This is a genomic window from Streptomyces araujoniae (assembly GCF_050871195.1).
GTDB lineage: Bacteria > Actinomycetota > Actinomycetes > Streptomycetales > Streptomycetaceae > Streptomyces > Streptomyces bacillaris.
In genome coordinates this window covers 5,711,683-5,736,891 of the sequence record NZ_CP194070.1, presented here as the reverse complement: position 1 = coordinate 5,736,891, position 25,209 = coordinate 5,711,683, and the positions used below count along the sequence as shown (strand labels likewise).

Annotated in this window: 19 protein-coding genes and 1 pseudogene; 3 read left to right on the top strand and 17 right to left on the bottom strand. The window is 72.1% G+C overall.

Features of this window, described 5'->3' with window-relative positions; translation table 11 throughout:
- Window positions 1–55: 55 nt before the first annotated feature.
- The 8 genes and pseudogenes from ACQ9ZG_RS24820 to ACQ9ZG_RS24785 form a co-directional block, all read right to left on the bottom strand.
- A complete protein-coding gene (locus ACQ9ZG_RS24820) occupies window positions 56–1,030 on the bottom strand; it encodes a LacI family DNA-binding transcriptional regulator (protein ID WP_018492359.1) in 975 nt (324 codons plus the stop codon).
- 253 nt (window positions 1,031–1,283) lie between these two features.
- A complete protein-coding gene (gene cimA / locus ACQ9ZG_RS24815; RefSeq protein ID WP_018492358.1) occupies window positions 1,284–2,891 on the bottom strand; it encodes a citramalate synthase in 1,608 nt (535 codons plus the stop codon).
- Window positions 2,892–3,167: 276 nt separating this feature from the next.
- Complete coding sequence (locus ACQ9ZG_RS24810; protein ID WP_028416518.1) at window positions 3,168–3,815, bottom strand: TetR/AcrR family transcriptional regulator; 648 nt, start codon at window positions 3,813–3,815, stop codon at window positions 3,168–3,170.
- Between the two features lie 23 nt (window positions 3,816–3,838).
- Window positions 3,839–4,870, bottom strand: coding sequence for an agmatine deiminase family protein (locus ACQ9ZG_RS24805; RefSeq protein WP_499281245.1), 1,032 nt, complete (start codon window positions 4,868–4,870; stop codon window positions 3,839–3,841).
- A 197-nt stretch (window positions 4,871–5,067) separates the two neighbouring features.
- A complete protein-coding gene (locus tag ACQ9ZG_RS24800; protein ID WP_028416516.1) occupies window positions 5,068–6,171 on the bottom strand; it encodes a branched-chain amino acid aminotransferase in 1,104 nt (367 codons plus the stop codon).
- A gap of 257 nt (window positions 6,172–6,428) precedes the next feature.
- On the bottom strand, window positions 6,429–7,472 hold the full coding sequence (locus ACQ9ZG_RS24795) for a 3-isopropylmalate dehydrogenase (protein ID WP_084992000.1): 1,044 nt from the start codon (window positions 7,470–7,472) through the stop codon (window positions 6,429–6,431).
- A gap of 490 nt (window positions 7,473–7,962) precedes the next feature.
- Window positions 7,963–8,091 (bottom strand): hypothetical protein, encoded by a 129-nt coding sequence (locus ACQ9ZG_RS24790; RefSeq protein ID WP_018492353.1) that lies wholly within the window; start codon window positions 8,089–8,091, stop codon window positions 7,963–7,965.
- A gap of 241 nt (window positions 8,092–8,332) precedes the next feature.
- Window positions 8,333–8,590 (bottom strand): annotated as a pseudogene (locus ACQ9ZG_RS24785) (LysR family transcriptional regulator); the annotation flags it as partial.
- Window positions 8,591–8,773: 183 nt separating this feature from the next.
- Between ACQ9ZG_RS24785 and ACQ9ZG_RS24780 the strand changes: the two are divergent.
- A complete protein-coding gene (locus ACQ9ZG_RS24780) occupies window positions 8,774–9,979 on the top strand; it encodes an MDR family NADP-dependent oxidoreductase (RefSeq protein WP_109917625.1) in 1,206 nt (401 codons plus the stop codon).
- Window positions 9,980–10,092: 113 nt separating this feature from the next.
- On the opposite strand, the gene ACQ9ZG_RS24775 is transcribed toward ACQ9ZG_RS24780, so the two are convergent.
- The 4 genes from ACQ9ZG_RS24775 to ACQ9ZG_RS24760 all read right to left on the bottom strand — a co-directional run bounded on the left by ACQ9ZG_RS24775 (window position 10,093) and on the right by ACQ9ZG_RS24760 (window position 14,698).
- Entirely contained in the window at window positions 10,093–10,644 is a 552-nt protein-coding gene (locus ACQ9ZG_RS24775) for a GNAT family N-acetyltransferase (RefSeq protein WP_028416513.1), read from the bottom strand.
- A 118-nt stretch (window positions 10,645–10,762) separates the two neighbouring features.
- Complete coding sequence (locus tag ACQ9ZG_RS24770) at window positions 10,763–11,836, bottom strand: S1 family peptidase (protein ID WP_028416512.1); 1,074 nt, start codon at window positions 11,834–11,836, stop codon at window positions 10,763–10,765.
- A gap of 250 nt (window positions 11,837–12,086) precedes the next feature.
- The gene (pruA, locus tag ACQ9ZG_RS24765; protein WP_109916353.1) at window positions 12,087–13,718 is read right to left on the bottom strand and encodes an L-glutamate gamma-semialdehyde dehydrogenase; all 1,632 of its coding nucleotides are present in this window, start codon (window positions 13,716–13,718) and stop codon (window positions 12,087–12,089) included.
- A gap of 53 nt (window positions 13,719–13,771) precedes the next feature.
- Entirely contained in the window at window positions 13,772–14,698 is a 927-nt protein-coding gene (locus tag ACQ9ZG_RS24760; protein ID WP_109916352.1) for a proline dehydrogenase family protein, read from the bottom strand.
- A gap of 211 nt (window positions 14,699–14,909) precedes the next feature.
- On the opposite strand from ACQ9ZG_RS24760, the gene ACQ9ZG_RS24755 reads away from it, so the two are divergent.
- Together ACQ9ZG_RS24755 and ACQ9ZG_RS24750 are read left to right on the top strand one after the other, a co-directional pair.
- The gene (locus ACQ9ZG_RS24755) at window positions 14,910–16,088 is read left to right on the top strand and encodes a PucR family transcriptional regulator (RefSeq protein WP_499281244.1); all 1,179 of its coding nucleotides are present in this window, start codon (window positions 14,910–14,912) and stop codon (window positions 16,086–16,088) included.
- A gap of 67 nt (window positions 16,089–16,155) precedes the next feature.
- On the top strand, window positions 16,156–17,970 hold the full coding sequence (locus tag ACQ9ZG_RS24750; protein ID WP_109917559.1) for an ATP-binding SpoIIE family protein phosphatase: 1,815 nt from the start codon (window positions 16,156–16,158) through the stop codon (window positions 17,968–17,970).
- 399 nt (window positions 17,971–18,369) lie between these two features.
- Here the strand turns inward: ACQ9ZG_RS24750 and ACQ9ZG_RS24745 are convergent, their stop codons facing one another.
- From ACQ9ZG_RS24745 to ACQ9ZG_RS24725, 5 genes are all read right to left on the bottom strand, one after another.
- On the bottom strand, window positions 18,370–19,068 hold the full coding sequence (locus tag ACQ9ZG_RS24745) for a serine/threonine-protein kinase (RefSeq protein ID WP_109914834.1): 699 nt from the start codon (window positions 19,066–19,068) through the stop codon (window positions 18,370–18,372).
- Between the two features lie 463 nt (window positions 19,069–19,531).
- The gene (serA, locus tag ACQ9ZG_RS24740) at window positions 19,532–21,124 is read right to left on the bottom strand and encodes a phosphoglycerate dehydrogenase (RefSeq protein ID WP_018492342.1); all 1,593 of its coding nucleotides are present in this window, start codon (window positions 21,122–21,124) and stop codon (window positions 19,532–19,534) included.
- Between the two features lie 349 nt (window positions 21,125–21,473).
- On the bottom strand, window positions 21,474–22,475 hold the full coding sequence (gene ilvC / locus ACQ9ZG_RS24735; RefSeq protein ID WP_028416506.1) for a ketol-acid reductoisomerase: 1,002 nt from the start codon (window positions 22,473–22,475) through the stop codon (window positions 21,474–21,476).
- Window positions 22,476–22,589: 114 nt separating this feature from the next.
- The gene (gene ilvN, locus ACQ9ZG_RS24730; protein ID WP_018492340.1) at window positions 22,590–23,117 is read right to left on the bottom strand and encodes an acetolactate synthase small subunit; all 528 of its coding nucleotides are present in this window, start codon (window positions 23,115–23,117) and stop codon (window positions 22,590–22,592) included.
- Window positions 23,118–23,140: 23 nt separating this feature from the next.
- Window positions 23,141–24,997 carry an acetolactate synthase large subunit gene (locus ACQ9ZG_RS24725; protein ID WP_078562523.1) on the bottom strand — a complete coding sequence of 619 codons (1,857 nt, stop codon included), beginning with the start codon at window positions 24,995–24,997 and terminating at the stop codon, window positions 23,141–23,143.
- Between the last annotated feature and the right edge of the window lie 212 nt (window positions 24,998–25,209).

Below are 25,209 nucleotides of genomic sequence, written 5' to 3'. Positions count from 1 at the left end.
CGGTCCGGCGGAGGGTGGAAGGGGGTGGGCGGGGTGCGGCCGGTCGGCCGGTCCGTCACGGCGCCGAGCGGCGCACGACCAGTTCGGTGGGCAGCACGGCCGGGCCGTCGGGTACGGGCGTGCCGCCGAGGTGGGAGAGCAGCATCCGGGCGGCCGTCTCACCCATGCGGCGGGTGGGCTGGCGCACGGTGGTGAGGGGTGGTTCGGTGTGTTCGGCCATCGGGATGTCGTCGAAGCCGACGACCGCGACATCGTCGGGGACCCGGCGCCCGGCGACCCGCAGGGCGCGCAGCACCCCGGTGGCGCTGATGTCGTTGTGCGCGAAGACCGAGTCGAACGTGACGCCCCGGGAGAGGAGTCGCTCCATGGCGAGGCGGCCGCCGAGTTCGGTGAAGTCCCCCTCGACGACGTGGACGTCGGGCAGGACCGAGCGGAACCCGCCCAGCCGGTCCCGTACGCAGCCGAAGTGCTGGGGGCCGGTGAGGACGACGGGGCGGGAGCGTCCGGCGGCGAGCAGGTGGCGGGCCGCCGACGCTCCTCCTTCGTGGTTGGTGGTCACGACGGAGGGGAACGCGGGGTGGTGGCCCCGGTCGTCGATGAGGACGATCGGGAGGCCGTCGCGGTGCAGGTCGGTCAGGTGGCCGAGGGTGTTCTCGGGCTCCACGACGACGAGCCCGTCGAAGGCGCGCGCCGACACCTGGCTGGTGAAGCGCTGGACGGACTCGGCGCCCCGGTTGCAGGTGAAGAGGAGCAGCCCGTAGTCGGCGGCCTCGACGGTGTCGACGACCCCCTGGAGCAGCTCGCCCATCCACGGCCAGGTCAGCGAGGGCACGAGCATCCCGACCGTACGGCTGGAGCCCCGGGCCAGACCCACGGCTCCGGAGCTGGGGACATAGCCGAGCTGTGCGATCACTTCACGAACGCGGGCGGCGGTCGCCCCGTCCACCTCGCCCTTGGTGTTGATGACCCGCGACACGGTCGTCTTGCTGACGCCGGCCTCGCGGGCGACATCGGCGATGGTGACGCGCATCGGGGCCTCCAGGGGGCCGGGAGACATGCTGGAGAGGTTTCCGGTACCGGTTCCGGAACCGGTACCGGCGTTGCGGCTGGAGTTAACCGCGCCGATACAGGGCCGTCAATACTTCACGTCGACATTGGTCGGGTCTCATCTGCCGGGCGGAGAGGGCGGGTTGAGCGTTCACCTCTTGAACGCAGGAGAGCCGCCACCCCGGGGCGGGGTGGCGGCTCTCCTGAACGGGCCGGTGGGACTTCTGCTCGGCGGGCTACTCCGTGGGCTCCACACCCGCGCGGAGCAGGCCGTAGGTGTACGCGTCCTCCAGCGCCTGCCAGGACGCGGCGATGACGTTCTCGGCGACCCCCACCGTCGCCCAGTCGGCGTCGCCGTCGCCCGTGGTGATCAGGACGCGGGTGGTGGACTCGGTGCCCGTACGGCCTTCCAGGATGCGGACCTTGTAGTCGACCAGCTCCAGCTTGGCGAGCTGGGGGTAGATCCGCTCCAGGGCGACGCGCAGCGCCCGGTCCAGGGCGTTGACCGGGCCGTTGCCCTCGGCGGTGGCGACGATCCGCTCGCCCTTGGCCCAGAGCTTCACCGTGGCCTCGTTGGCGTGGGTGCCGTCGGGGCGGTCCTCGACGATCGCGCGCCACGACTCCGTACGGAAGTAGCGGCGGGCGCGGCCCTCCACCTCGCCGCGCAGCAGGAGTTCGAAGGAGGCGTCGGCGGCCTCGTAGGTGTAGCCCTGGAGTTCGCGCTCCTTGACCCGCTCCACCACCCGGCCGACCAGGGCGCGGTCGTCGCCCAGGTCGATTCCCAGCTCCTTGCCCTTCAGCTCGATGGAGGCGCGGCCGGCCATGTCGGAGACCAGCATCCGCATGGTGTTGCCGACCAGTTCCGGGTCGATGTGCTGGTAGAGGTCCGGGTCGACCTTGATCGCGGAGGCGTGCAGCCCGGCCTTGTGGGCGAAGGCGGAGACACCGACGTACGGCTGGTGGGTGGAGGGGGTGAGGTTGACGACCTCGGCGATGGCGTGCGAGATCCGGGTCATCTCGGCGAGGGCGCCCTCGGGCAGCACCTTCATGCCGTACTTCAGCTCCAGGGCGGCGACCACGGGGAAGAGGTTGGCGTTGCCGACCCGCTCGCCGTACCCGTTGGCCGTGCACTGGACGTGGGTGGCCCCGGCGTCCACGGCGGCCAGGGTGTTGGCGACCGCACAGCCGGTGTCGTCCTGGGCGTGGATGCCGAGCCGGGCGCCGGTGTCCGCGATGACCGTGGAGACGACGGCCTGGACCTGGGCGGGGAGCATGCCGCCGTTGGTGTCGCAGAGGATGACGACCTCGGCGCCCGCCTCGTACGCCGTACGGACCACGGCCTTCGCGTACGCCGGGTTGGCCCGGTAGCCGTCGAAGAAGTGCTCGCAGTCCACGAAGACCCTGCGACCCTGTTCGCGCAGGTGGGAGACGGTGTCGCGGACCATCTCCAGGTTCTCGTCCAGGGTGGTGCGCAGGGCCAGCTCGACATGGCGGTCATGGGACTTGGCGACCAGCGTGATCACCGGGGCGCCCGAGTTGAGGAGCGCCTTCACCTGGGGGTCCTCGGCCGCGCTGCCACCGGCCCGGCGGGTCGCGCCGAACGCCACCAGCTGGGCGTTCTCGAACGTGATCTCCTGCTGTGCACGGGCGAAGAACTCGGTGTCACGGGGGTTGGCCCCCGGCCAGCCGCCCTCGATGTAGCCGACACCGAAGGTGTCCAGATGACGGGCGATGGTCAGCTTGTCGGCGACCGTCAGGTTGATGCCCTCACGCTGAGCACCGTCGCGCAGTGTGGTGTCGAAGACATGAAAACTGTCGTCGGTGGCGTTGGCCTTGGTGGTCATGCTGATCTGACTCCTGTCGGATGAGTGGATCCGGACGATCGGGCTCCACTTGCCCCCATCATCCCGCGCGCGCCGCCCCGGCCCGGGTGCGGGCCGGAAAACAAAAAACCCCTCGCGGGTGCGAGAGGTCTGCGCGCGGGTCTGGGGCACGATGGCCGTGCCGTACGGGGTGGTACGGGACGGTCACTGCGGACCGGCGCGCCTGCTGCCAATAATCATGACGAACGAGGACACGGCAGCAGTCTCGCACAGTGACGCGCCCGTGACGGCGGTGTCTCAGGATGCGGTCGTGACACTGGTCGCATCGCCCGGCCGCGGTCCCGGCGACAGCGTCTCGTCCAGGAACTCCCCCGCCTGTACGAGCACCTGTTCGCGGCCCGTCCCCGGGATGCCGACCGTCACATGGACGCTGAACCCGTCCAGCAGCGCCCGCAGCCGGGTCGCGAACCGGTCGGCGTCCACCGGCCGGAACTCCCCGCGCGAGACCCCTTCGGCCAGCAGCGCCACCAGGTCCCGGTGCCAGGCCCCCTCGATGGCGGCCTGCCGGGCCCTGGCCTCGTCGTCCGCGTTCCGCGAGCGGCCCCAGACCTCCAGCCAGAGCGTCCAGTGGGGGTCGCGGTGGCCGGCGGGGACGTAGAGGGAGATGTACGCGTCCAGCCGCTCCCGGACCGCCCCCGGCCGGGCCAGCAGGGCGCGCCGCTCGGCCCCGAGGCGCGCCTCGCTCCACTCCAGGGTCCGCAGCAGCAGTTCGTCCTTGGTGCGGAAGTAGTAGAGCAGGTGGCCGCTGCTCATCCCCACCTCGCGCCCGAGCCCGGCCATGGTCAGCCCGTCGAGCCCGCGCGCGGCGATGGTGGCCATGGCGGCGGCGAGGACGTCCTCCCGGGGCGGGGCGGGGTGGTGGGTGCGGCGGGGGGCGGGGGGCATGGGGTGACCGGGCTCCCGGTGGTTCAGATCTTCGGCTGCTGCTGGGTGATGCAGTGGATGCCTCCACCGCCGGCAAAGATCGTACGGGCGTCGACGAGCGTCACCGTACGGTCCGGGAACAGGTCCCGGAAGACCGCCGCGGCCTCCTCGTCGCGCGGGTCGTCGAAGGCGCAGAGGACCACGCCGTCGTTGCAGAGGTAGTGGTTGATGTAGGAGTAGTCGACCCACTCCCCGTCCTCGTCGCGCAGCACGGTGGGCGCGGGCACCTCGACGACCTCCAGCGGGCGGCCCCTGGCGTCGGTGGCGGCCCGCAGGACGGCCAGCAGCTCCCGGGTGACCTCGTGGTCGGGGTGGGCCGGGTCGGGCTGGACGTGGGCGACGACGGTGCCCGGGCGGACGAAGGCGGCGACGATGTCGACGTGGCCGAGCGTGCCGTACGTCCCGTAGTCGCCGGTCAGCCCGCGCGGCAGCCAGATCGCCTTCTCGGTGCCCAGGCGGGCGTGGATCTCCGCCTCCACCCGCTCGCGGCTCCAGCCGGGGTTGCGCTCCTCGCCGAGCTGGACGGTCTCGGTGAGCAGGACGGTCCCCTCGCCGTCCACGTGGATCGCGCCGCCCTCGTTGACGAGCGGGGAGCTGTGGGCGGGGGTGCCGGTCAGCTCCGCGACGGCCCGGGCGATGTGCTGGTCGTGCTCCCAGCGGGCCCAGCCCTGGGCGCCCCAGCCGTTGAACGTCCAGTCGACGGCGGCGAGGGTGCGGCCGTCGGTGACGAAGGTGGGGCCGATGTCCCGCATCCAGGCGTCGTCCAGGGGGCGGACGGCCAGCTCCACGTCGGGGCCGAGGAGGGCGGCGGCGCCTTCCTCCTGCCCCGGCCCGACCACCATGGTGACCGGCTCGAACCGGCGGACGGCGCGGGCGACGGCGGCCCAGGCGCGGCGGGCCCCGGCCAGCTCGGCGTCGGAGGCGAAGGTGGGGTTGGGGCCGGGCCAGGCCATCCAGGTGCGCTCGTGGGGCGCCCACTCGGGGGGCATGCGGAAGCGGGCGGGGGTGGCCGGCATGGGGGCTCCTGGGCTCCTCGGTGACGTAGTTAGAGTGCCACTCTAACGTGATCGATGGACCGTACGGAAGTTTCTCCGCCCCCATTTAGAGTGCCGCTCTATTCGCGTGGCAGGGAAAAGGCCGCACCGGCTGCGGAGCCGGTGCGGCCTTTCCAGGGACCGGAGGGCCGAGGGCCGAGGGCCGGGGCCGGTGGGGACTAGCCGAGCGGGTGCATCCAGCCGTGGGTGTCCTCGGCGATACCGCGCTGGACGTCGAGCAGGCGCTCACGCAGCTTCATCGTGACCTCACCGGGGGTGCCGTCGCCCTGGGTCCACTCGCCGCTCGCGGTCTTCACGGTGCCGACGGGGGTGATGACGGCGGCGGTGCCGCAGGCGAAGACCTCGGTGAGGGTGCCGCCTGCGGTGTCGTCGCGCCACTGGTCGATGGAGATCCGGCCCTCCTCGGAGCCGTAACCGAGGTCGCGGGCGACCGTGAGGAGGGAGTCGCGGGTGACCCCGGCGAGGAGGGAGCCGGTGAGGGCGGGCGTGACGATCTTCTTGGAGCCGTCCTCCTGCTCGTACACGAAGTAGAGGTTCATCCCGCCCAGCTCCTCGACCCACTTGTGCTCGACGGCGTCGAGGTAGGCGACCTGGGCGCAGCCGTGCTCGGCGGCCTCGGCCTGGGCGAGGAGGGAGGCAGCGTAGTTGCCGCCGGTCTTGGCGTCGCCCATGCCGCCGGGGACGGCGCGGACGCGGTTCTCGGAGAGCCAGATGGAGACGGGCTTCACGCCGCCGGGGAAGTAGGCGCCGGCGGGCGAGGCGATGACCAGGAAGAGGTACTCGTTGGCCGGCTTCACCCCGAGGCCGACCTCGGTCGCGATCATGAACGGGCGCAGGTAGAGCGACTCCTCGCCGCCGTGCGCCGGGACCCACGCCTTGTCCTGCTGGACCAGCGCGTCGCAGGCCGCGATGAAGGTCTCGACGGGCAGCTCGGGCATGGCGAGGCGGGCGGCGGAGCGCTGGAAGCGGCGGGCGTTGGCGTCGGGACGGAACGAGGCGACCGAGCCGTCGGGCTGGCGGTAGGCCTTGAGCCCCTCGAAGATCTCCTGCGCGTAGTGCAGGGTCATGTTGGCCGGGTCCAGCGACAGCGGGCCGTAGGGGACCAGCTCGGCGTCGTGCCAGCCGCGCCCCTCGGTCCAGCGGATCGTCACCATGTGGTCGGTGAAGTGGCGGCCGAATCCGGGGCTGGCCAGGATCGCTTCGCGCTCCGCGTCGGACAGCGGGTTCGAGGAGGGCTTGAGCTCGATCGTGGGCGTCGTCATGAGTGCGTGTCCTTCACCGGTCTTGTGTGTGATGGACCGCGCCCACGCCCGTCCTCCTCCCGACGCTTTCCGGTCAGGTCCTAGGACGTCCGAGCTTCACCTCGAGCCACGGCCCCGCGTTCGATTATCTCTTGCGGAGGGCCTGGGACGAAATGGTGGGATTGCGGTCCAGGGGTCGATGGTGGCACCCGGGGGCCGCACAGGTGAAGCCGCCGGGCGCTGATGCGACCCGGCGGCTTCGAAGTGGAGTCGTCGGGTCAGCTCGCTACGCGTACCGCGAGCGCGTCACCGATCTCGTCGGTCGTGCGCGTGGTGGCCCCGTCGCGCTCCGCCAGGTCGGCGGAGACGGCGTCCTCGATGCGCGCGGCCTCGGCCTCGTAGCCGAGGTGGCGCAGCAGGAGCGCGACGGAGAGGACCGTGGCGGTCGGGTCGGCCTTGCCCTGCCCCGCGATGTCGGGGGCGGAGCCGTGGACCGGCTCGAACATCGACGGGAACGCGCCCGTCGGGTTGATGTTGCCGGAGGCGGCCAGGCCGATACCACCGGTGACGGCGGCGGCGAGGTCCGTGAGGATGTCACCGAAGAGGTTGTCGGTGACGATGACGTCGAAGCGCTCCGGCTGGGTGACGAAGAAGATCGTCGCGGCGTCGACGTGCAGGTAGTCGGTGGAGACCTGCGGGTACTCGGCGGCGACCCGGTCGAAGGTGTTCTTCCAGAGGTGGCCGGCGTAGACGAGGACGTTGTTCTTGTGGACCAGCGTCAGCTTCTTGCGGGGCCGGGCGGCCGCGCGCTCGAAGGCGTCCCGGACCACGCGCTCGACGCCGTACGCCGTGTTGACGCTGACCTCGGTGGCGACCTCGGCGGGGGTGCCGGTGCGCAGCGAGCCGCCGTTGCCGGTGTACGGGCCCTCGGTGCCCTCGCGGACGACGACGAAGTCGATGTCGGGGCGGCCGGCGAGCGGGGTCGCGGTGTTCGGGAAGAGCTTGGAGGGGCGCAGGTTGATGAAGTGGTCGAAGGCGAAACGCAGCTTCAGCAGCAGCCCGCGCTCCAGGACGCCGGACGGCACGGACGGGTCACCGATCGCGCCGAGGAGGATGGCGTCGTGGCCCTTGAGCGCCTCCAGCTCCGCGTCCGGGAGGGTCTCACCGGTGCGGTGCCAGCGCTGGGCGCCAAGGTCGTACTCCTTGGTCTCCAGCTTCACATCCTGCGGGAGGACAGCGTTGAGGACCTTGAGGCCCTGGGCCACGACTTCCTGGCCGATTCCGTCACCGGGGATCACTGCGAGATCGATGCTGCGAGACATGCGGGAAGCCTAACGGTGCGTCCCACCCCATGACATCCGACGTCCACCATATGGACGGTGGATGGGGGTGCAAGGGTGTTCGGACGGTGGGGGGCGGGGTACGGTGCGCCGCGCGGTGACGGTGGGGCGGGCGGGGTGCTGGGCCACTCTTTCCGGGCCGGTGGGTGAGGGCCGCCGGCGAGCGGGCGGCGTGGGGCCGCTGGTGCACGGGCCGCCGCCGCACGGGAGCGCGGGGGCACGGTACGGGTGGGGCGGGCTCGGGCGCCGGTGGTGCGCGGGTCCGGAGAGCGCGGGCTCGGCGGACGGGCGGGGCGCCCGGCGGGCGCGGGCCGAGTCGGCACTCAGTCCGAGGACGCAGGCAGCGTCGGCACTCAGTCCGAGGACGCGGGCCATGTTGGCACTCGGACGGAGAACGTCGGCCGAGGCGGCACTCGGGCCGAGGCGGCACGCGGACAGCAGGGAGCGCGCGGGCTCCGGCGGCCGCGCGGACTCAGTGGCCGGTGGAGCCGCCGTTGTCGCGGCGGTCCAGGGCGCGCTGGAGGGCGGCGGCGGCGTTCTTGCGCTCGGCCTCGGCGGAGCGGGAGCTGTGGCGGACGCGGCGGGTGGTGGTGTTGGCCATGATGGATCGACTCCTTGAGATCGCATGGATGCCGGGTGGACGGCGGGCGGGCACCGAGAGGTACGCCGCCGGGGCCGGACCGGGCCGGGATCGGATTTCGAGGTGCCGGAAGGGGCGGGGAGCGTACGCCGCAGGGGTTACCTGCTTCGGGGCGCGCGCCCGCAACCGCCGCAGACGCTCGATCGAGCGATTCGTTCGGCTCCTACAACGCTAGGACAGCCGGGCCGCTCTGTCTCTACAGTTAGTCGGACTTCCTACTATCTGAGACGGCCGCGATTCCGCTCGCCGTTCGCACTTCCCGGTCCAGCACTCTCATGGCGAGGAATCGTGCCTGCTCAGGGGTGGTGAGACAGCCGATCGAACGGGCCGGGCGATCCGGTCCGAGAGCGGTGATCTCGATTCCGTCGGGTGCTCCGTACAGGGACAGACCGGGCATGATCGCCACGCCGGGACCACGGGACACCATCGAGAGCACCGCTCCGTCGCCCTCGGCCTCACCGGGCGCCCGGGAGATCAGGCCGCGCCGCGGAACGCGACGATCCGCAGACGCCCCGCCGACCGTGTCCGCCCCGCCGGGTACCGGCCGCGGGGTCCTCCCGCACATCGGCGCCCATCACATCGGGCAGCCGCAGGACGGACCGGGCGTGCGCGGCGACAGACTTCCCCGCCTACCGTCGTCGGCATGACGACCCAGCACCCCACCGGCTCCGCCGGAACCACCGGGGCTACCAGCGGCGCCGGAACCACCGTGCCTGCCCGCACCACCGCCCCTGCGAGCACCGGGGACACCATCAGCACCACGGGCACCACAGACACCAGGGGCACAGACACCACAGGCGCACGCACCACCGGCACCTCCCACACCACAGGCGCCACCCGCGCCGCCGGTGTCGTCGCCCGCACCTTCCACCTCGCCGCCCGCCCCCGCGGCTTCCCGACACCCGACCTCTTCAGCGTCCACGAGGCCCCCGTCCCCGACCCCTCCCCCGGCGCGGCCGTCGTGGAGAACCTCTACCTCTCCGTGGACCCGTACCACCGCGAGGAGATGGACAGCGGGTGGGACGTGGGCGCCCCGCGCGAGGGGCGCGCGCTGGGCCGGGTGATCGCCTCCCGCGCCCCGGAGTTCGCGGAGGGCGACCTCGTGCTGCACCGCGAGGGGTGGCGGACGCATGCCGTGGTGGCGCCGGGCGAAAGCGGGGTGCGGAAGGTGCCCTCGTACGACGGGGTCCCGCTGACCGCGTACATGTCGCTCCTCGGCGGTACCGGGCTCACCGCCTATGTGGCGCTCACCCGGACGCTGGAACTGCGGCCCGGCCAGGACCTGTTCATCTCGGCGGCGGCCGGCGGGGTCGGTACGGCGGCGGGGCGGATGGCCCGGCTGCTCGGCGCCGGGCGGATCGTCGGCAGCGCGGGTACGCCCGCGAAGGTGGCCCGGCTCACCGGCGGGCTGGGCTTCGACGCGGCGTTCGACTACCACGACGGCCCGGTCGGGGAGCTGCTGGCGCAGGCGGCCCCGGACGGCATCGACGCGTACGTGGACAACGTCGGCGGCGACCATCTGGCGGGCGCGATCTCGGCTCTCCGCGAGCACGGGCGGATCGCCTGGGTCGGCGCCGTCTCCCAGTACCACTCCGCCCACGAGCCGCCCGCCGCCCCGCGCAACCTGTTCGACATCGTGGAGAAGAGCCTGCGCCTGGAGGGCGTGATGGTCCGCAACTACCCGCACGTCCAGCAGGAGTTGGAGGACTTCCTGGTGCCGCTGCTGCGGACCGGGGCGGTGGTCCCCGAGGTCACGGTGGTGGAGGGCTTCGAGCGGACGGTGGACGGGTTCCTCGGCATGCTGCGGGGCGAGAACACCGGGAAGATGCTGATCCGGCTCGCCGACTGAGGCCGCGCGCAAGGAAGCCGTACGCGAGGAAGCCCGACGGCAGGGGGCCGTGGGCACCGGGAGGAAGCCGTACGGAAGGGAGTCGGCCCGCGCGGCCTCCCGCGGGTCCGCCGCTACAGCAGGTCGCCCTCGCGCCAGTCGAAGACGAGCGGGTGGCCGGCCCCGGGCAGGACGTGACCGGCGGCCGGGCGGACGTAGGTGCTGCCCTCCTCCTCCGGCAGCGCCACCGTCCCCTGCGGCCCCAGGGCGGCGAGGCCCCCCGGCCACACCTGCCAGCCGCGCGCCGCGTACAGGGCCGCGCCCGCGTCGGAGGCGGAGAGGGCGCCGAACGCGTAGGCCCCGTCGACGACCCGTTCCAGCGCGCCCATCACCCGGTGGCCGAGCCCCTGGCGGCGGCGGCCGGGGCGGACGGCGACGGCCTCGACGTACCCCACGCGCAGCGAACGGCCCTCGTGGAGCACCCGGCGCTGGACGACGGAACCGTGGGCGACGAGGAGCCCGCCCGTGTCCCGCACCAGGGCGTGCACGCCGCCGAGGGAGTGCTCCCAGTCGTGGTCGCCGAACTCGCCCTCGAAGGCGGTGTCCAGGAGGGCGCGGATCTCGTCCCGTACGGCCGCGGTCAGCTCATAGGTGTGGGCGGCGTGCACCGCGGGCAGTTCGGTCATGATCCCAGTTTCCCAGGCACCCCCTCCCACCAGGCACGCAGGGGCGATGCGGGGTACGGAACCGGTCGCGCCGGTTCCGTACCCCCGAACTCCCGGCTCCGTACCCGGACTCCCGGCTCTAGTACACCGAGACGCCGTACGCGGAGAGCGCCTCCACCACCGGCTGGTGGATGGCCGAGCCGCTGGTGCCGGAGCAGCCGGAGCTGCCGGAGTGGATGCCGAGGGCGACGGTCCCGGCGAAGTGGGCGCCGCCGCTGTCGCCGCCGGCCGAGCAGGCGGTGGTGCGGACCATGCCGTAGACGGGCCCGTCGCTGTAGTTGACGGTGACGTTGACGGCGGTGACCGTGCCGGAGGTCACCTTGGTGGTGGAGCCGCTCTTGCGGATCGCCTGGCCGACGACGGCGTTGGCGGCGGAGCTGATGTCCTGGGTGGAACCGTTGTAGAGGTCGACGCTTCCGGCGGGCGAGGAACCGTCGGTGTAGCGGACGATGCCGTAGTCGTTGGTCGGGAAGCTGGTGCCCTCCCGGACGCCGATGACCGGACCGCCCGAGGTGGCCGACCAGTTGGCGGAGATGTTGGTGCAGTGTCCGGCGGTCACGAAGTAACGGGCCCCGCCCTTGGTGACGTTGAAGGCGGCCGAGCAGCGGCTGCCGCCGCCGTAGATGGCCCCGCCGCCCAGCACCTCGCGGTCGAAGACGCCGGGTACGCGGCTGATGCCCACCGCGCCCCCGAGCCGCTTCGCGACGGCTTCGAGGCGGGCCATGTCCCGCGCGGAGACCGAGGAGTCGGCCTCAACGGCGACCTGGTTGGTGCGCGGGTCGATGCCCCAGGAGGTGCCGGTGATCTTCGCCTCGGCCTCCAGGGCCTTCATCGCGGCGTCGAGCTGGGCGGCGCTGCGGGCCACCCGGCGGACGGTGGCACCGGTGGCGCGGGCCTGCTCCTCGGCCCGGTCGGTGGTGACCGTGACGACCAGCTTCCCGGTCCGGGAGTCGAGGTAGGTGCCCGCGGTGTCGGCGCCGAGCGTGCGCTCGACGGCGGCGTCGAGGGCGTACGCGGAGGCGGAGGGGATCGCCGCGGTGGTGGGAGCGGCGGAGTGGACGTCGGCCGCGGCGGCGGGGGTCGCGCCGAGGCCGAGGGCGCCGGCGACGAGGAGGAGGGAAAGGCTCAGGCGGGCGCGGGAGTTTCGTCTCACGGGGGAACTCCTTCTGGGGTGACGTGTGGGGACGTACCGAGAAGGAATTTGACATGAACATTACCTTCATCACAAGACCGCCTGCCGCGGCGGCGGGTGACACCCCCCGCGTACGGACAGGAAAAAACCGCCCCCTGGCCGGTTGGGGGACCGGACAGGAGGCGGTGATCGGAGGTCTCCCCCGCGCGGTGGCGGCGAGACGGTGCCCCGGGACCCGGGGCGCCGTGCTGCGACGTCCCGGGGAGGAGGGTCAGCCCTGGTGCGGGTAGGTGTAGTCGGTCGGCGGGACCAGCGTCTCCTTGATGGCCCGGGTCAGGGTCCAGCGCTGGAGGTTCTGCGGGGCGCCCGCCTTGTCGTTGGTGCCGGAGGCTCGGCCGCCGCCGAAGGGCTGCTGGCCGACGACGGCACCGGTCGACTTGTCGTTGATGTAGAAGTTGCCCGCGGCGTAGCGGAGCTTTTCCATCGTGTACGCGGCGGCCGCGCGGTCACCCGCGATGACCGAGCCGGTCAGCGCGTAGTCGGAGACCGACTCCATCTGCTCCAGCATGGCGTCGTAGTTCTCGTCCTCGTAGACGTGGACCGCGAGGATCGGGCCGAAGTACTCGGTCGTGAAGACCTCGTTCTCCGGGTCGGTGCAGACGATGACGGTCGGGCGGACGAAGTAGCCCACCGAGTCGTCGTACGTGCCGCCCGCGACGATCTCGCACGCCGGGTCGGACTTCGCGCGGTCGATCGCGGCCTTGTTCTTGGCGAACGAGCGGTCGTCGATCACGGCGCCGATGAAGTTGCCCAGGTCGGTGACGTCACCCATCGTGATGGAGTCGACCTCGGCCGCGAACTCCTCCTTGAAGCCGGAGTTCCAGATGGAGGCGGGGACGTACGCACGCGAGGACGCGGAGCACTTCTGGCCCTGGTACTCGAAGGAGCCGCGGGTCAGCGCGGTCTTCAGCACGGCGCGGTCGGCGCTGGGGTGCGCGACGACGAAGTCCTTGCCGCCGGTCTCGCCGACGAGCCGCGGGTAGGTGCGGTAGGTGGCGATGTTGTTGCCGACCGTCTTCCACAGGTGCTGGAAGGTGGGGGTCGAGCCGGTGAAGTGGATACCGGCCAGGTCGCGGTGGTTCAGCGCCACCTCGGAGACGGCGATGCCGTCACCGGTGACGAGGTTGATGACGCCCTTGGGCAGACCGGCCTCCTCCAGGAGCTGCATCAGCAGCACGGCGGCGTGGGTCTGGGTCGGGGACGGCTTCCACACCACGACGTTGCCCATGAGGGCCGGGGCGGTGGGGAGGTTGCCCGCGATGGCCGTGAAGTTGAACGGCGTGATCGCGTAGACGAAGCCCTCCAGCGGGCGGTGGTCCATGCGGTTCCACACGCCCGGGGAGTTGGCCGGGGGCTGCTCGGCGAGGATCTGGCGCGCGTAGTGCACGTTGAAGCGCCAGAAGTCGATCAGCTCGCAGGGGGTGTCGATCTCGGCCTGCTGGGCGGTCTTGGACTGGCCGAGCATGGTGGAGGCGGCCAGCGTCTCGCGCCAGGGGCCCGCCAGCAGCTCGGCGGCGCGCAGGATGATCGCCGCGCGGTCGTCGAAGGACATCGCGCGCCAGGCCGGAGCGGCGGCGAGGGCCGCGTCGACGGCGTCCTTCGCGTCCTGCTCGGTGGCGCCCGCGAAGGTGCCGATGACGGCCTTGTGGTTGTGCGGCTGCACGACGTTCACCCGCTCGCCGCCGCCCATCCGCTTCTCGCCGCCGATGGTCATCGGCAGGTCGATCGGGTTCTCGCTCAGCTCCTTGAGCTTGACCTCCAGGCGGGCACGCTCCGGGGAGCCCGGGGCGTAGGAGTGAACCGGCTCGTTGACCGGCGCGGGGACCTGGGTGACGGCGTCCATGGTTGCCTTGTCTCCTTGGTGTCGGCGGGGATGTGGGTCGGCCCGGGGACCGCTCAGCCCTTGGTGAGGACCGAGCGGCCGAAGAACAGCAGGTTGGCCGGCTTCTCCGCGAGGCGGCGCATGAAGTAGCCGTACCAGTCGGTGCCGTACGCCGTGTAGACGCGCATCCGGTGGCCCTCGGCCGCGAGCCGGACGTGCTCGTCGCTGCGGATGCCGTACAGCATCTGGAACTCGTACTCGTCCAGTTTGCGCCCGGCCTGGCGGCCCAGCTCCTGCGCGATGGCGATCAGACGGGGATCGTGGGACCCGATCATCGGGTAGCCCTCGCCCTCCATCAGGATGCGGGTGATGCGGACGTACGCCTTGTCGATCTCGGCCTTGTCCTGGTACGCGACGGAGGCGGGCTCCTTGTAGGCGCCCTTCACGATCCGGACGCGGCTGCCGGCGGCGGCCAGGCGGCGGGCGTCGGCCTCGGTACGGAACAGGTAGGACTGGATGACGCAGCCGGTCTGCGGGAAGTCCTTCCGCAGCTCCTCGTGGATGGCGAACATCGAGTCGAGGGTGGTGTGGTCCTCGGCGTCCAGGGTGACCGTGGTGCCGATGGCGTCCGCCGCCTCGACGACCGGGCGGACGTTGGCGAGGGCCAGCTCGTGGCCGTTCTCCAGCGCCTGGCCGAACATCGACAGCTTGACGGACATCTCGGCGCGCGGGCCCAGTTCCAGGGCCTTCAGGCGCCCGATCAGCTCCAGGTAGGCGTCGCGGGCGGCCTCGGCCTGGGCGGGGGTGGTGATGTCCTCGCCGACGACGTCGAGCGTGACCTCCAGGCCCTTGCCGGCGGCATCCACGACGATCGGGACGACCTGGTCGACGGTCTCCCCGGCGATGAAGCGGTCCACGACCTGCTTGGTGCCGGGCGCGGCCGAGACGAACCGGCGCATCTTGTCGCTGCGCGATGCGGCGAGGATCACGGGACCCAGCACGGGGACCTCCACGAATATTCGGACGAAGGGCCGTAACGGCACGTACATGAACGTAGGTGTACGCACATGAACACACCGGTACGGCACGGATAACCACCGTGAAATCTAGGTACCGGTCCGATCCTGTGCCATCGACACCTGTCACGCATCCGTGGCCGCCATCTCAGACATCTGTCTGAAGAGGGGCGGGGCGGGGTGCGAGAATGGCCGGGTGACAGGCGATTACCAGGAACTGGTCGACGAGATCTCCGCCCTGCTCGGCGCCCCCGCCACCCTGGAGAACCGCGATTTCGGCCTGGTCGCCTTCGGGGCCCACGACAGCGACGACGACACCGCGATGGACCCGGTCCGCACCCGCTCGATCCTGACCCGCCGCTCCACCCCCGCCGTCCGCGCCTGGTTCGAGGCGTTCGGCATCACCCGGGCGACCGGCCCGGTCCGCATCCCCGCCGCCCCGGAGGCCGGGGTCTTCCGGGACCGCCTCTGCCTTCCGGTACGCCATCGGGGTGTGGTCCTCGGATACGTCTGGCTCCTCGACACCGACCCCGGCCCCGCCGACGAGCAGCTGACCGCGGCGATGGAGGTGACCGCCCGGATCGGGGCGCTCCTCGCCGACGAGGCGCGGGCGGGCGCGGACCTCTCCCGGGAGTTCGGCGCGGTGCTCACGGCCGGGCCCGGACGGCAGCACGACACGGCGGTCGCGGCGCTGCGGGAGGCGCTGGGCCAGGACGCGGAGGGGCTGCACACGGTGGTGTGCGTGACGCCGTGGGCGGCCGACGACACCCCGTCGGTACGGGGGGTGGCCTCGGCCGCCGCACTGGCCACGATCACCGGGGCGGCGGGTGCGGGAGCCGGGGGCGCGGGCGGCGGTCCCGGTGCCGTCTCGCTGGCGGCGCTGATCCGGCTGCGCTCGGCGGACCGGCTGGACCCGGCGACCGGTGCCGCGGACCGGCTGCGTACGTCGGCGGGTCCGGGCGCCACGGGCGGGGTCGCGGCTCCGCGCCGGGGCCTGGACGCGCTGCCGGCCTCCTGGCGCGAGGCCACTTCGGCGGCGCGGGCGGCCCGCGCGGAGGCCCGCCTCGGCCCGGTCGCCCGCTGGTCGGCCATCGGCCCGTACCGCCTGCTCACCGCCCTCCCCGGCACCGGCACGGACCCGGCCGACCCGGCGGTCGCCGCGCTGCTCACCCCGCTGCACAAGGAGCTGGCGCACACGGCGGAGGTCTTCCTGGACCGCGCGGGCCAGGCCAGCCGGACGGCGGCCGAGCTGGGCATCCACCGCCAGACGCTCTACTACCGCCTCTCCCGGATCGAGCAGATCACCGGCCTGGACCTGAACGACGGCGAGGACCGGCTGCTGCTGCACATGGCGCTGAAGGGGGCGCGGCTGTAAGCGGCCCGGCCGGGACTTCCGGAGGCCGGACCGGTGCGGTGCGGGCACAATCGAAGTGCCTCGCCGAATGCCCCCGCGGGAGAAGGGGTACTACGTGCACGACGATCCGGGCCGGCCCGGCACCGCACGCGGTGCTGCGCTCGGCCCCCTGCCTGTCCCACGGATCCTCCGGCGGGCCGTGGACGCGGCCACGGCGATGAGGGGCACCCGCCGCCTGGAATGGCTCAACGCGGCGGGCGACCACATCGGCACCACGCTGGACCTGGACCGGACCGCCCAGGAGCTGGCGGACTACGCCGTACCGGCGCTGGCCGACGCCGTCGCGGTCGACCTGCTGGAATCCCTGCTGCGCGGCGGCGAGGGGGAACGCACCGGATCGGCCGAGGCGCCCCGGACCCGGGCCATGGCGGTGGCGCACATCGACCGGCTGCGGAATCTCGAACCGGACCCGGTGGGGGAGCTGACCACCGCCCACCCCTCCAAAGTGGCCCATCAGTGCCTGATCACGCGCCGGCCGGCGCTGGTGAGGCGCATCGCACCGGACCAGTACGAGTACATCGCCCCCACCTCGCACGCCGCCCTGGTCCTGCGCCGCGCGGGAGTGCACAGCTATCTGGCGCTGCCCCTCGTCTCACGGGGTGTCCTCCTGGGCCTCGTCGATTTCCTCCGGTCCGGAGACCGGCCGCCGTTCTCGCACGCCGATGTGGCCCTGGCGTGCGAGCTGGCGGCGAAGGCCGCGGTCTTCGTGGACAACGCCCGCCTGTACGGGCGGGAGCGCACGGCCGTCGTCACGCTGCAACGTGCCCTGCTCCCTCGGGCGGCCCCCTCCACACCCGGGCTCCAGGTCAGGTCTGGCTACCGGCCCGCCGTCGACCCCGGCGGTGTGGGCGGCGACTGGTTCGACGTGGTGGCCCTGCCGAGCGGGCGCAGCGCCCTCGTCGTGGGGGACGTGATGGGCCACGGGCTGGCGGCCGCGGCGACCATGGGCCGGCTGCGCTCCGTCGCCCGCACGCTGCTGGGGCTGGACATCTCACCGGAACGCGTACTGGCCCGGCTCGACCTGGCGGCCCGCGACCTGGAGGAGGACCAGGTCGCCACCTGCCTCTGCGCCGTCTACGACCACGCCGAGCGGACGTACCGGATGGCCAGCGCGGGTCACCTGCCCCCCTTGATGATCGACGCCGCCGGCCGCGCCGCCTTCCTGGACGTGCCCCCGGGCGCACCCCTGGGCGCGGGGGTCATCCCCTACGACGAGGTGACGACGGAGGTGCAGGAGGGCAGCCGCCTCGTGATGTACACCGACGGGCTGATCAAGAACCGGTACGAGGACATCGACGTCCTGCTGGAACGCCTGCGTGCGGCGGTCGACGGCCCGCCGGTCCCGCTGTCCGACAGCTGCGAGGCGGCGTGGACCAGGACCGACAGCTGTGGTGAGGGGCGGTTCGACGACGCCGTCATGCTCATGGCGGAGGCCCTCCCGCGGCCCGACGCGGACGTGGTGGTCTGGTCGCTCCCGGCCAACGGGTCGGCCGCCGGAACGGCACGCCGTCTGGTCCGCGCCCAGCTGGAACGCTGGGCGCTCTCCGACCTGATGGACGTCACCGAACTGGTCGTGAGCGAACTCGTCGGCAACGCCCTCCGCTACGGCGGCGGACCGACCGGGCTGCGTCTGCTGCGCCACGACCGGCTGTGCGTCGAGGTCTCGGACATCGGGCCGGATCTGCCCCGGATCCAGCACGCCCCCCTCAGCGCCGAGGGCGGCCGCGGCCTCCAGCTGATCAACATGCTCTGCCGCCGGTGGGGCTCCTGCCGGACGCCCGGGGGAAAGGTCGTCTGGGCGGAGCAGGACCTGCCGGGCGGCGGTTCCCGGGGCGGCGGGTGAGCCGCGGGCGGCGGGCCGGCGGACAGCGGACCTGACCGGGCGTCCGTCCCCCTGACATGTCCGCTGTCCGTGCCGTGCGGGCCGTCCGCTATCCGCGCCGCCGGTGGTACAGCCGGTTCAGCTTGACGAAGGCGAGCGCGCCGAGGAAGCCGACGATGTTGAGGACGGCGATGGCCGCGACGATCGCCCAGACGAGGTCCATGAGTGCTCCCGTGGTCTTCGAGGATCCGGTTCCGAGACGCTCACGTGCTCCGAGGGCTCCCTGAGCCCGGGACGGTCTTCAGGACAGGGCACGGCCGAGGGGCGGCGCCCGCCGGGGCCGGGGGCGCGTCGCCGTGGCCGACGGTGGCGGCGAGCCGTCCGCCCCGGGCCGGGCCGCCGGCAGGGCGCGGGCCGCCGTCACAGGACCGGCCGGTCCATCGGGCGGGGCAGCGGGGCCAGGGCCCCCGCCGCGCGCAGCCGCTCGTACGCGCGCACCACCGCCGTGCTGTCTCCGAGGGCCGCGATGCTCAACAGCTCGCCGCCGCAGGGGAGTTCCTGGCGGACCGCCTCCAGGCTGTCGGGGACCAGGGCGGCACGGGCCGGGGAGAGGTAGCCGGTGCGGCCGACGACCGGGTCCCCCGCCGCGTAACCGGCCTCGCCCTCCAGCGCGTCCAGCACGTCGTCGTCGCTCACGTCGCCGAAGTCCGGCTCCCAGACCCGGGCGAGGAGCGCGAGGACGTCCTCCTCGGGGACCACGGCCGCGTCCGGGGCGTGCAGGACGATCGCCAGGGACTGCAGCAGGAACTCCGGTGCCCCGCCCGCCAGTCCGCTGACCTCCGCCTCCCAGCCGGGCGTGCCCGTGCCGACCAGCCGCAGCCCGGTGCCCGTCAGATCGGATCGGTCGGCCGCACTCCGGGCCGCCCGCAGGGCGTCGAGCAGGGCCTTCCCCTCGGGGGTGAAAGCGGTGGCGGGCCCGTTCCCGTGCACCTGGCTCCAGGCCTCGGCCGCCTGCGGGACCAGCTCGGCGAGGCCGTCCAGAGTCCGCTGCCACCGGTCGGCCAGAGCCTCGGCCGACTCCGGCCTCGGGCCCCAGAAACCCCGCACCACACGTCGCATGCCGCACTCTCCTCCGCGTCGCCGGACCGCGCCTGACCGCCCTCGCGTGCAGGCTAACGCGGCTGCTCGTCGAAGGCCCCGGCCTTCCCGGTGCTGTCGCCGGGTTTCGTCGGCGGGCGCACCACCCGGCCCGGCGGCCCCTCGTCCCGGAACGCCCGGCCGGCCGGCCGCAGGCACCCCGTACCGCCGGAGGAACCCCCGTCCGAGGCACCGCCGTTCGACGCTCCCCCGGCCGGGCCCCGCCTGCGCCGGGCGCCGCCCGGTGGCTCCCCGCCGAGCCGGGCGGCGGCCGGAACCACGTCCGGCTCAGCGGCACCAGGACCTGCACGGCCGGCACCAGCCGCGTGGACCCGCCCGGTGAACCGTCGCCAGGGTGCCCGGGCCCCCGGCGCCTCGAACGCGAACGGCTGCCGGGCATCCCCCGTGAGGGGACGCCCGGCAGCCGGATGCGGTGCGGGACGGATCAGTCCGTGAGGTTCACCGAGCGGGCCGAGGAGGCGCCGATCTCGTCCGCGATCTCACCGAGCACCGTCTGCGGGACGGTCTCGTCGACGGTGAGGACGACCAGCGCCTCGCCGCCCTCCGCGGCGCGGGAGACCTGCATGCCCGCGATGTTCAGTCCGGCCTCACCCAGGATCTTGCCGACCGCGCCGACGACACCGGGACGGTCCTGGTAGCGCAGGACGACCATGTGGTCCGCGAGGGCCAGGTCCACGTCGTGCTCACCGATCGCCACGATCTTCTGGAGGTGCTTCGGGCCCGCCAGCGTGCCGGAGACCGCGACCTCCTCGCCACTGCCGAGGGTGCCGCGCACGGTGACCACGTTGCGGTGGTCGGGCGACTCGGAGCTGGTGGTGAGGCGGACCTCGACCCCGCGCTCCTGGGCGAAGAGCGGGGCGTTGACGTACGACACGGTCTCGTCGACGACGTCCTCGAAGACGCCCTTCAGCGCCGACAGCTCCAGCACCTTGACGTCGTGCTGGGTGATCTCGCCGTACACCTCGACGTCGAGGCGGGCCGCGACCTCGCCCGCGAGCGCGGTGAAGATCCGGCCGAGCTTCTCGGCGAGCGGCAGGCCGGGGCGTACGTCCTCGGCGATGACACCGCCCTGGACGTTGACCGCGTCCGGGACCAGCTCACCGGCGAGGGCGAGGCGGACGGACTTGGCGACGGCGATGCCCGCCTTCTCCTGGGCCTCGTCGGTGGAGGCGCCGAGGTGCGGGGTGCAGACGACCTGGTCGAACTGGAAGAGCGGGGAGTCCGTGCAGGGCTCCTTGGCGTACACGTCGAGCCCGGCACCGGCGACGCGGCCCTCCTTGAGGGCGGAGTACAGCGCCTCCTCGTCGACGATCCCGCCGCGCGCGGCGTTGACGATGCGGACCGAGGGCTTCACCTTGTGCAGCGCCTCGTCCCCGATGAGGCCGAGGGTCTCGGGCGTCTTGGGCAGGTGCACGGTGATGAAGTCCGCGACCTCCAGCAGCTCGTCCAGGCTGAGGAGCTTGACGCCCATCTGCGCGGCACGGGCGGGCTGGACGTAGGGGTCGTACGCGACGATCTTCATGCCGAAGGCCGACATGCGCTGGGCGACCAGGACGCCGATGCGGCCGAGGCCGACGACACCGAGGACCTTCTCGCTCAGCTCGACGCCGGTGTACTTGGAGCGCTTCCACTCGCCGTTCTTGAGGGCGGTGTTGGCCTGCGGGATGTTGCGCGCGGTGGCGACCAGCAGACCGCAGGCCAGCTCGGCGGCGGTGACGATGTTGGAGGTCGGGGCGTTGACGACCATCACACCGGCCTTGGTGGCGGCGGAGACATCGACGTTGTCGAGACCGACACCCGCGCGGGCCACCACGCGGAGCTTCTTCGCGGCGGCGATCGCCTCGGCGTCGACCTTCGTGGCGGACCGCACCAGGATGGCGTCGACGTCGGCGATCGCGGGGAGGAGTTCGGCGCGGTCCGCGCCGTTGCAGTGCCGGATCTCGAAATCCGGACCCAGAGCGTCGACCGTGGCGGGCGACAGCTCTTCAGCGATGAGTACGACAGGCTTCGAGCTCACGTGAGTCCTCACAAGTCCAGTGCCGGACGGCCGTCCCGACGGCCGCAGGCGGTGGAGGGGCTAGCCGCGTGGTAGACGCACGACACTGTGGGCCCTGACGCGTATGTGTTGAGCAGTGTAGTCATGCGGAAGGCCGTCTACCGCGCCCCCGTGGAAGGATCACCCGCACGAGGGTGGACGTGGTGCACACCCGTACGGAACAACTCCCTCCGCTGACTTCCGGACACCCGGCTCCCGGCCGTTCGGCTGCCGGACACCTGGCCTCCGGCCGTTCGGCTTCCGGGCCCCGGGCCTCCGGACGCTGCGGAGCGGGGCGGGCCCCTACCGGACCCGCCCCGCCCCCCGGGGCCTAGGCCTCCTCGTCGTTCACCCAGCTCATGAGCTTGCGCAGCTCACGGCCGGTGGTCTCCAGCAGGTGGTCGCCGTCGGCCTTCTTGTACTCGTTGTACTTGGGCAGACCGTTGTGGTACTCGGCCATCCAGTTCTTGGCGAAGGTGCCGTCCTGGATCTCGGCGAGGACCTTCTTCATCTCGGCCTTGGTGGCGTCGGTGATGATCCGCGGGCCGGTGACGTAGTCGCCCCACTCGGCGGTCTCCGAGATGGACCAGCGCATCTTCTCCAGGCCGCCCTCGTACATGAGGTCGACGATGAGCTTCAGCTCGTGGAGGCACTCGAAGTAGGCGATCTCCGGCTGGTAGCCCGCCTCGGTCAGCGTCTCGAAACCGGCCTTCACCAGGGCGGCGGTGCCACCGCAGAGGACGGCCTGCTCACCGAAGAGGTCGGTCTCGGTCTCCTCGGTGAAGGTGGTCTTGATGACGCCGGCCCGGGTGCCGCCGATGCCCTTGGCGTACGACAGGGCCAGCTCCAGGCCCTTGCCCGTGGAGTCCTGCTCGACGGCCACGATGCAGGGGACGCCGCGCCCCTCCTCGTACTGGCGGCGGACCAGGTGGCCGGGGCCCTTGGGGGCGACCATGCAGACGTCGACGTCGGCCGGGGGCTTGATGAAGCCGAAGCGGATGTTCAGGCCGTGGCCGAAGAACAGCGCGTCGCCGGCCTTCAGGTTGTCCTTGACGGACTCCTCGTAGACCTGGGCCTGGATCGGGTCCGGGACGAGGATCATGATGACGTCGGCCTCGGCGGCCGCCTCGGAGGGGGTCACCACGCGCAGACCCTGCTCCTCGGCCTTGGCCTTGGACTTCGAGCCCTCGTGCAGACCGACGCGGACGTCGACGCCGGAGTCACGGAGCGACAGCGCGTGGGCGTGGCCCTGGCTGCCGTAACCGAGAACCGCGACCTTGCGGCCCTGGATGATGGACAGGTCGGCATCGTCGTCGTAGAACAGCTCGGCCACTGGGTCTTCTCCTTGGTGTGCAGGTGTTGCGTCCCACCGTACGGCGGGGGCGTCGGGTTCGTGTTCGGGTCTCGCCATGCGAGCGGCGCGCGGCGGCGCCGGTCCCGTCGCGGGTCAGGCGGAACGGTCGAGGGCGCGCAGGGAGCGGTCGGTGATCGAGCGCGCGCCACGCCCTATGGCGATGGTGCCGGACTGGACCAGCTCCTTGATGCCGTACTGCTCCAGCATCTTGAGCATCGCCTCCAGCTTGTCGGCCCCTCCGGTCGCCTCGATCGTGACGGCGTCCGGGGAGACGTCGACGGTCTTGGCGCGGAACAGCTGGACGATCTCGACGATCTGGGAGCGGGTCTCGCTGTCGGCGCGGACCTTCACCAGGACGAGCTCCCGCTGGATCGCGGCGGCGGGCTCGAGTTCGACGATCTTCAGGACGTTGACCAGCTTGTTGAGCTGTTTGGTCACCTGCTCCAGGGGCAGGTCCTCGACATTCACGACGATGGTGATGCGGGAGATGTCGGGGTGTTCGGTGGTACCGACGGCGAGCGAGTCGATGTTGAAGCCGCGTCGGGAGAACAGGGCGGTGATCCGGGCGAGGACACCGGGCTTGTTCTCGACCAGGACGGAGAGCGTGTGCTTTTCGGACATGGGAGTCGGTCTCTCTCTGTCTCTCAGTCGTCTTCGTTGTCGCCGAAGTCGGGGCGGACGCCGCGGGCGGCCTGGACCTCGTCGTTGGAGGTGCCGGCGGCGACCATCGGCCAGACCATGGCGTCCTCGTGGACGATGAAGTCGATCACGACGGGGCGGTCGTTGATGGAGTTGGCCTCTTCGATGACCTTGTCCAGGTCGGCCGGGTCCTCGCAGCGGATGGCGTGGCAGCCCATGGCCTCGGAGAGCTTGACGAAGTCCGGGACGCGGGTGCCCTTGTTGGGGACGCCATCGGAGTCGGGGCCGGCGTGCAGGACGGTGTTGGAGTAGCGCTGGTTGTAGAAGAGGGTCTGCCACTGGCGGACCATCCCGAGGGCGCCGTTGTTGATGATGGCGACCTTGATCGGGATGTTGTTGAGCGCGCAGGTGGTCAGTTCCTGGTTGGTCATCTGGAAGCAGCCGTCGCCGTCGATGGCCCAGACCGTGCGGTCGGGCATGCCGGCCTTGGCGCCCATGGCGGCCGGGACCGCGTACCCCATCGTTCCGGCGCCGCCGCTGTTGAGCCAGGTGGCGGGCTGCTCGTAGTCGATGAAGTGGGAGGCCCACATCTGGTGCTGGCCGACGCCCGCCGCGAAGATCGTGCCTTCGGGGGCGAGCTTGCCGATGCGCTGGATGACCTGCTGCGGGGAGAGGCTGCCGTCCTCGGGGAGGTCGTAGCCCAGAGGATAGGTGTCGCGCCAGCGGTTGAGGTCCTTCCACCACGCGGTGTAGTCGCCGGTGTGGCCCTCGGTGTGCTCGGCCTGGACGGCCTGGACCAGATCGGCCAGGACCTCGCGGGCGTCACCCACGATGGGGACGTCCGCGGTGCGGTTCTTGCCGATCTCGGCGGGGTCGATGTCGGCGTGGACGACCTTGGCGTACGGGGCGAAGCTGTCCAGCTTGCCGGTGACGCGGTCGTCGAAGCGGGCGCCGAGGGCGACGATCAGGTCGGCCTTCTGCAGCGCGGTGACGGCGGTGACCGCGCCGTGCATGCCGGGCATTCCCACGTGCAGCGGGTGGCTGTCGGGGAAGGCGCCGAGCGCCATCAGGGTGGTGGTGACGGGCGCTCCGGTCAGCTCCGCGAGGACCTTCAGCTCGGCGGTGGCCCCGGCCTTGATGACGCCGCCGCCGACGTAGAGCACGGGGCGCCTGGACTGGGTGATCAGCTTGGCGGCTTCGCGGATCTGCTTGGCGTGCGGCTTGGTGACCGGGCGGTAGCCGGGCAGGTCCTGGGTGGGCGGCCAGCTGAAGGTGGTCTGCGCCTGGAGGGCGTCCTTGGCGATGTCGACGAGGACGGGGCCCGGGCGGCCGGTCGAGGCGATGTGGAAGGCCTCGGCGATGGTGTGCGGGATGTCCTCGGCCTTGGTGACCAGGAAGTTGTGCTTGGTGATCGGCATCGTGATGCCGCAGATGTCGGCTTCCTGGAAGGCGTCGGTGCCGATCGCCTTGGAGGCGACCTGGCCGGTGATCGCGACGAGGGGCACGGAGTCCATGTGCGCGTCGGCGATCGGGGTGACCAGGTTGGTGGCGCCGGGGCCCGAGGTGGCCATGCAGACGCCGACCTTGCCGGTGGCCTGCGCGTACCCGGTGGCGGCGTGGCCGGCGCCCTGCTCGTGGCGGACCAGGACGTGGCGGACCCGGGTGGAGTCCATCATCGGGTCGTAGGCGGGGAGGATCGCGCCGCCGGGAATGCCGAATACCGTGTCGGCGCCGACTTCCTCGAGAGAGCGGATGAGGGACTGCGCGCCCGTGACGTGTTCGACGGTGACGGACGGCTGTCCGCCGGTACGGGCGCGCGGCTGCGGGTGGTGGGCCCCGGTGGCCTGCTCGGTCATCGGCATTCTCTTCTCGAAGCTGAGGGTTTTCGCGGGTGGTGTGTCGGGGGTGGTTTGCAGCGTTTTGAGAGGTTCAGTGCAACAAAAAACCCCTCGTGCCGTGAGGCAAGCGAGGGGAGCGCGCCGGGTGCGGTCCGCAGAGTGTCGTGGAGTGACTCTGCTTCAGCCGACGCGCTTTCCAAGTACGAGAATTCGGGTGCGCATGGCATTGACCCTCT

Bases quoted from the DNA above. Each gene is read 5' to 3' on its own strand.
- ACQ9ZG_RS24820 (WP_018492359.1), bottom strand. From the start codon at position 1,030: ATGCGCGTCACCATCGCCGATGTCGCCCGCGAGGCCGGCGTCAGCAAG.
- ACQ9ZG_RS24725 (WP_078562523.1), bottom strand. From the start codon at position 24,997: ATGCCGATGACCGAGCAGGCCACCGGGGCCCACCACCCGCAGCCGCGC.
- pruA (WP_109916353.1), bottom strand. From the start codon at position 13,718: ATGGACGCCGTCACCCAGGTCCCCGCGCCGGTCAACGAGCCGGTTCAC.
- ACQ9ZG_RS24775 (WP_028416513.1), bottom strand. From the start codon at position 10,644: ATGACCGAACTGCCCGCGGTGCACGCCGCCCACACCTATGAGCTGACC.
- ACQ9ZG_RS24795 (WP_084992000.1), bottom strand. From the start codon at position 7,472: ATGTCTCGCAGCATCGATCTCGCAGTGATCCCCGGTGACGGAATCGGC.
- ACQ9ZG_RS24790 (WP_018492353.1), bottom strand. From the start codon at position 8,091: ATGGCCAACACCACCACCCGCCGCGTCCGCCACAGCTCCCGCTCCGCC.
- ACQ9ZG_RS24805 (WP_499281245.1), bottom strand. From the start codon at position 4,870: ATGCCGGCCACCCCCGCCCGCTTCCGCATGCCCCCCGAGTGGGCGCCC.
- ACQ9ZG_RS24745 (WP_109914834.1), bottom strand. From the start codon at position 19,068: ATGCGACGTGTGGTGCGGGGTTTCTGGGGCCCGAGGCCGGAGTCGGCC.
- ACQ9ZG_RS24750 (WP_109917559.1), top strand. From the start codon at position 16,156: ATGCCCCCGCGGGAGAAGGGGTACTACGTGCACGACGATCCGGGCCGG.
- ACQ9ZG_RS24810 (WP_028416518.1), bottom strand. From the start codon at position 3,815: ATGCCCCCCGCCCCCCGCCGCACCCACCACCCCGCCCCGCCCCGGGAG.
- ilvN (WP_018492340.1), bottom strand. From the start codon at position 23,117: ATGTCCGAAAAGCACACGCTCTCCGTCCTGGTCGAGAACAAGCCCGGT.
- cimA (WP_018492358.1), bottom strand. From the start codon at position 2,891: ATGACCACCAAGGCCAACGCCACCGACGACAGTTTTCATGTCTTCGAC.
- ACQ9ZG_RS24800 (WP_028416516.1), bottom strand. From the start codon at position 6,171: ATGACGACGCCCACGATCGAGCTCAAGCCCTCCTCGAACCCGCTGTCC.
- ACQ9ZG_RS24780 (WP_109917625.1), top strand. From the start codon at position 8,774: ATGACGACCCAGCACCCCACCGGCTCCGCCGGAACCACCGGGGCTACC.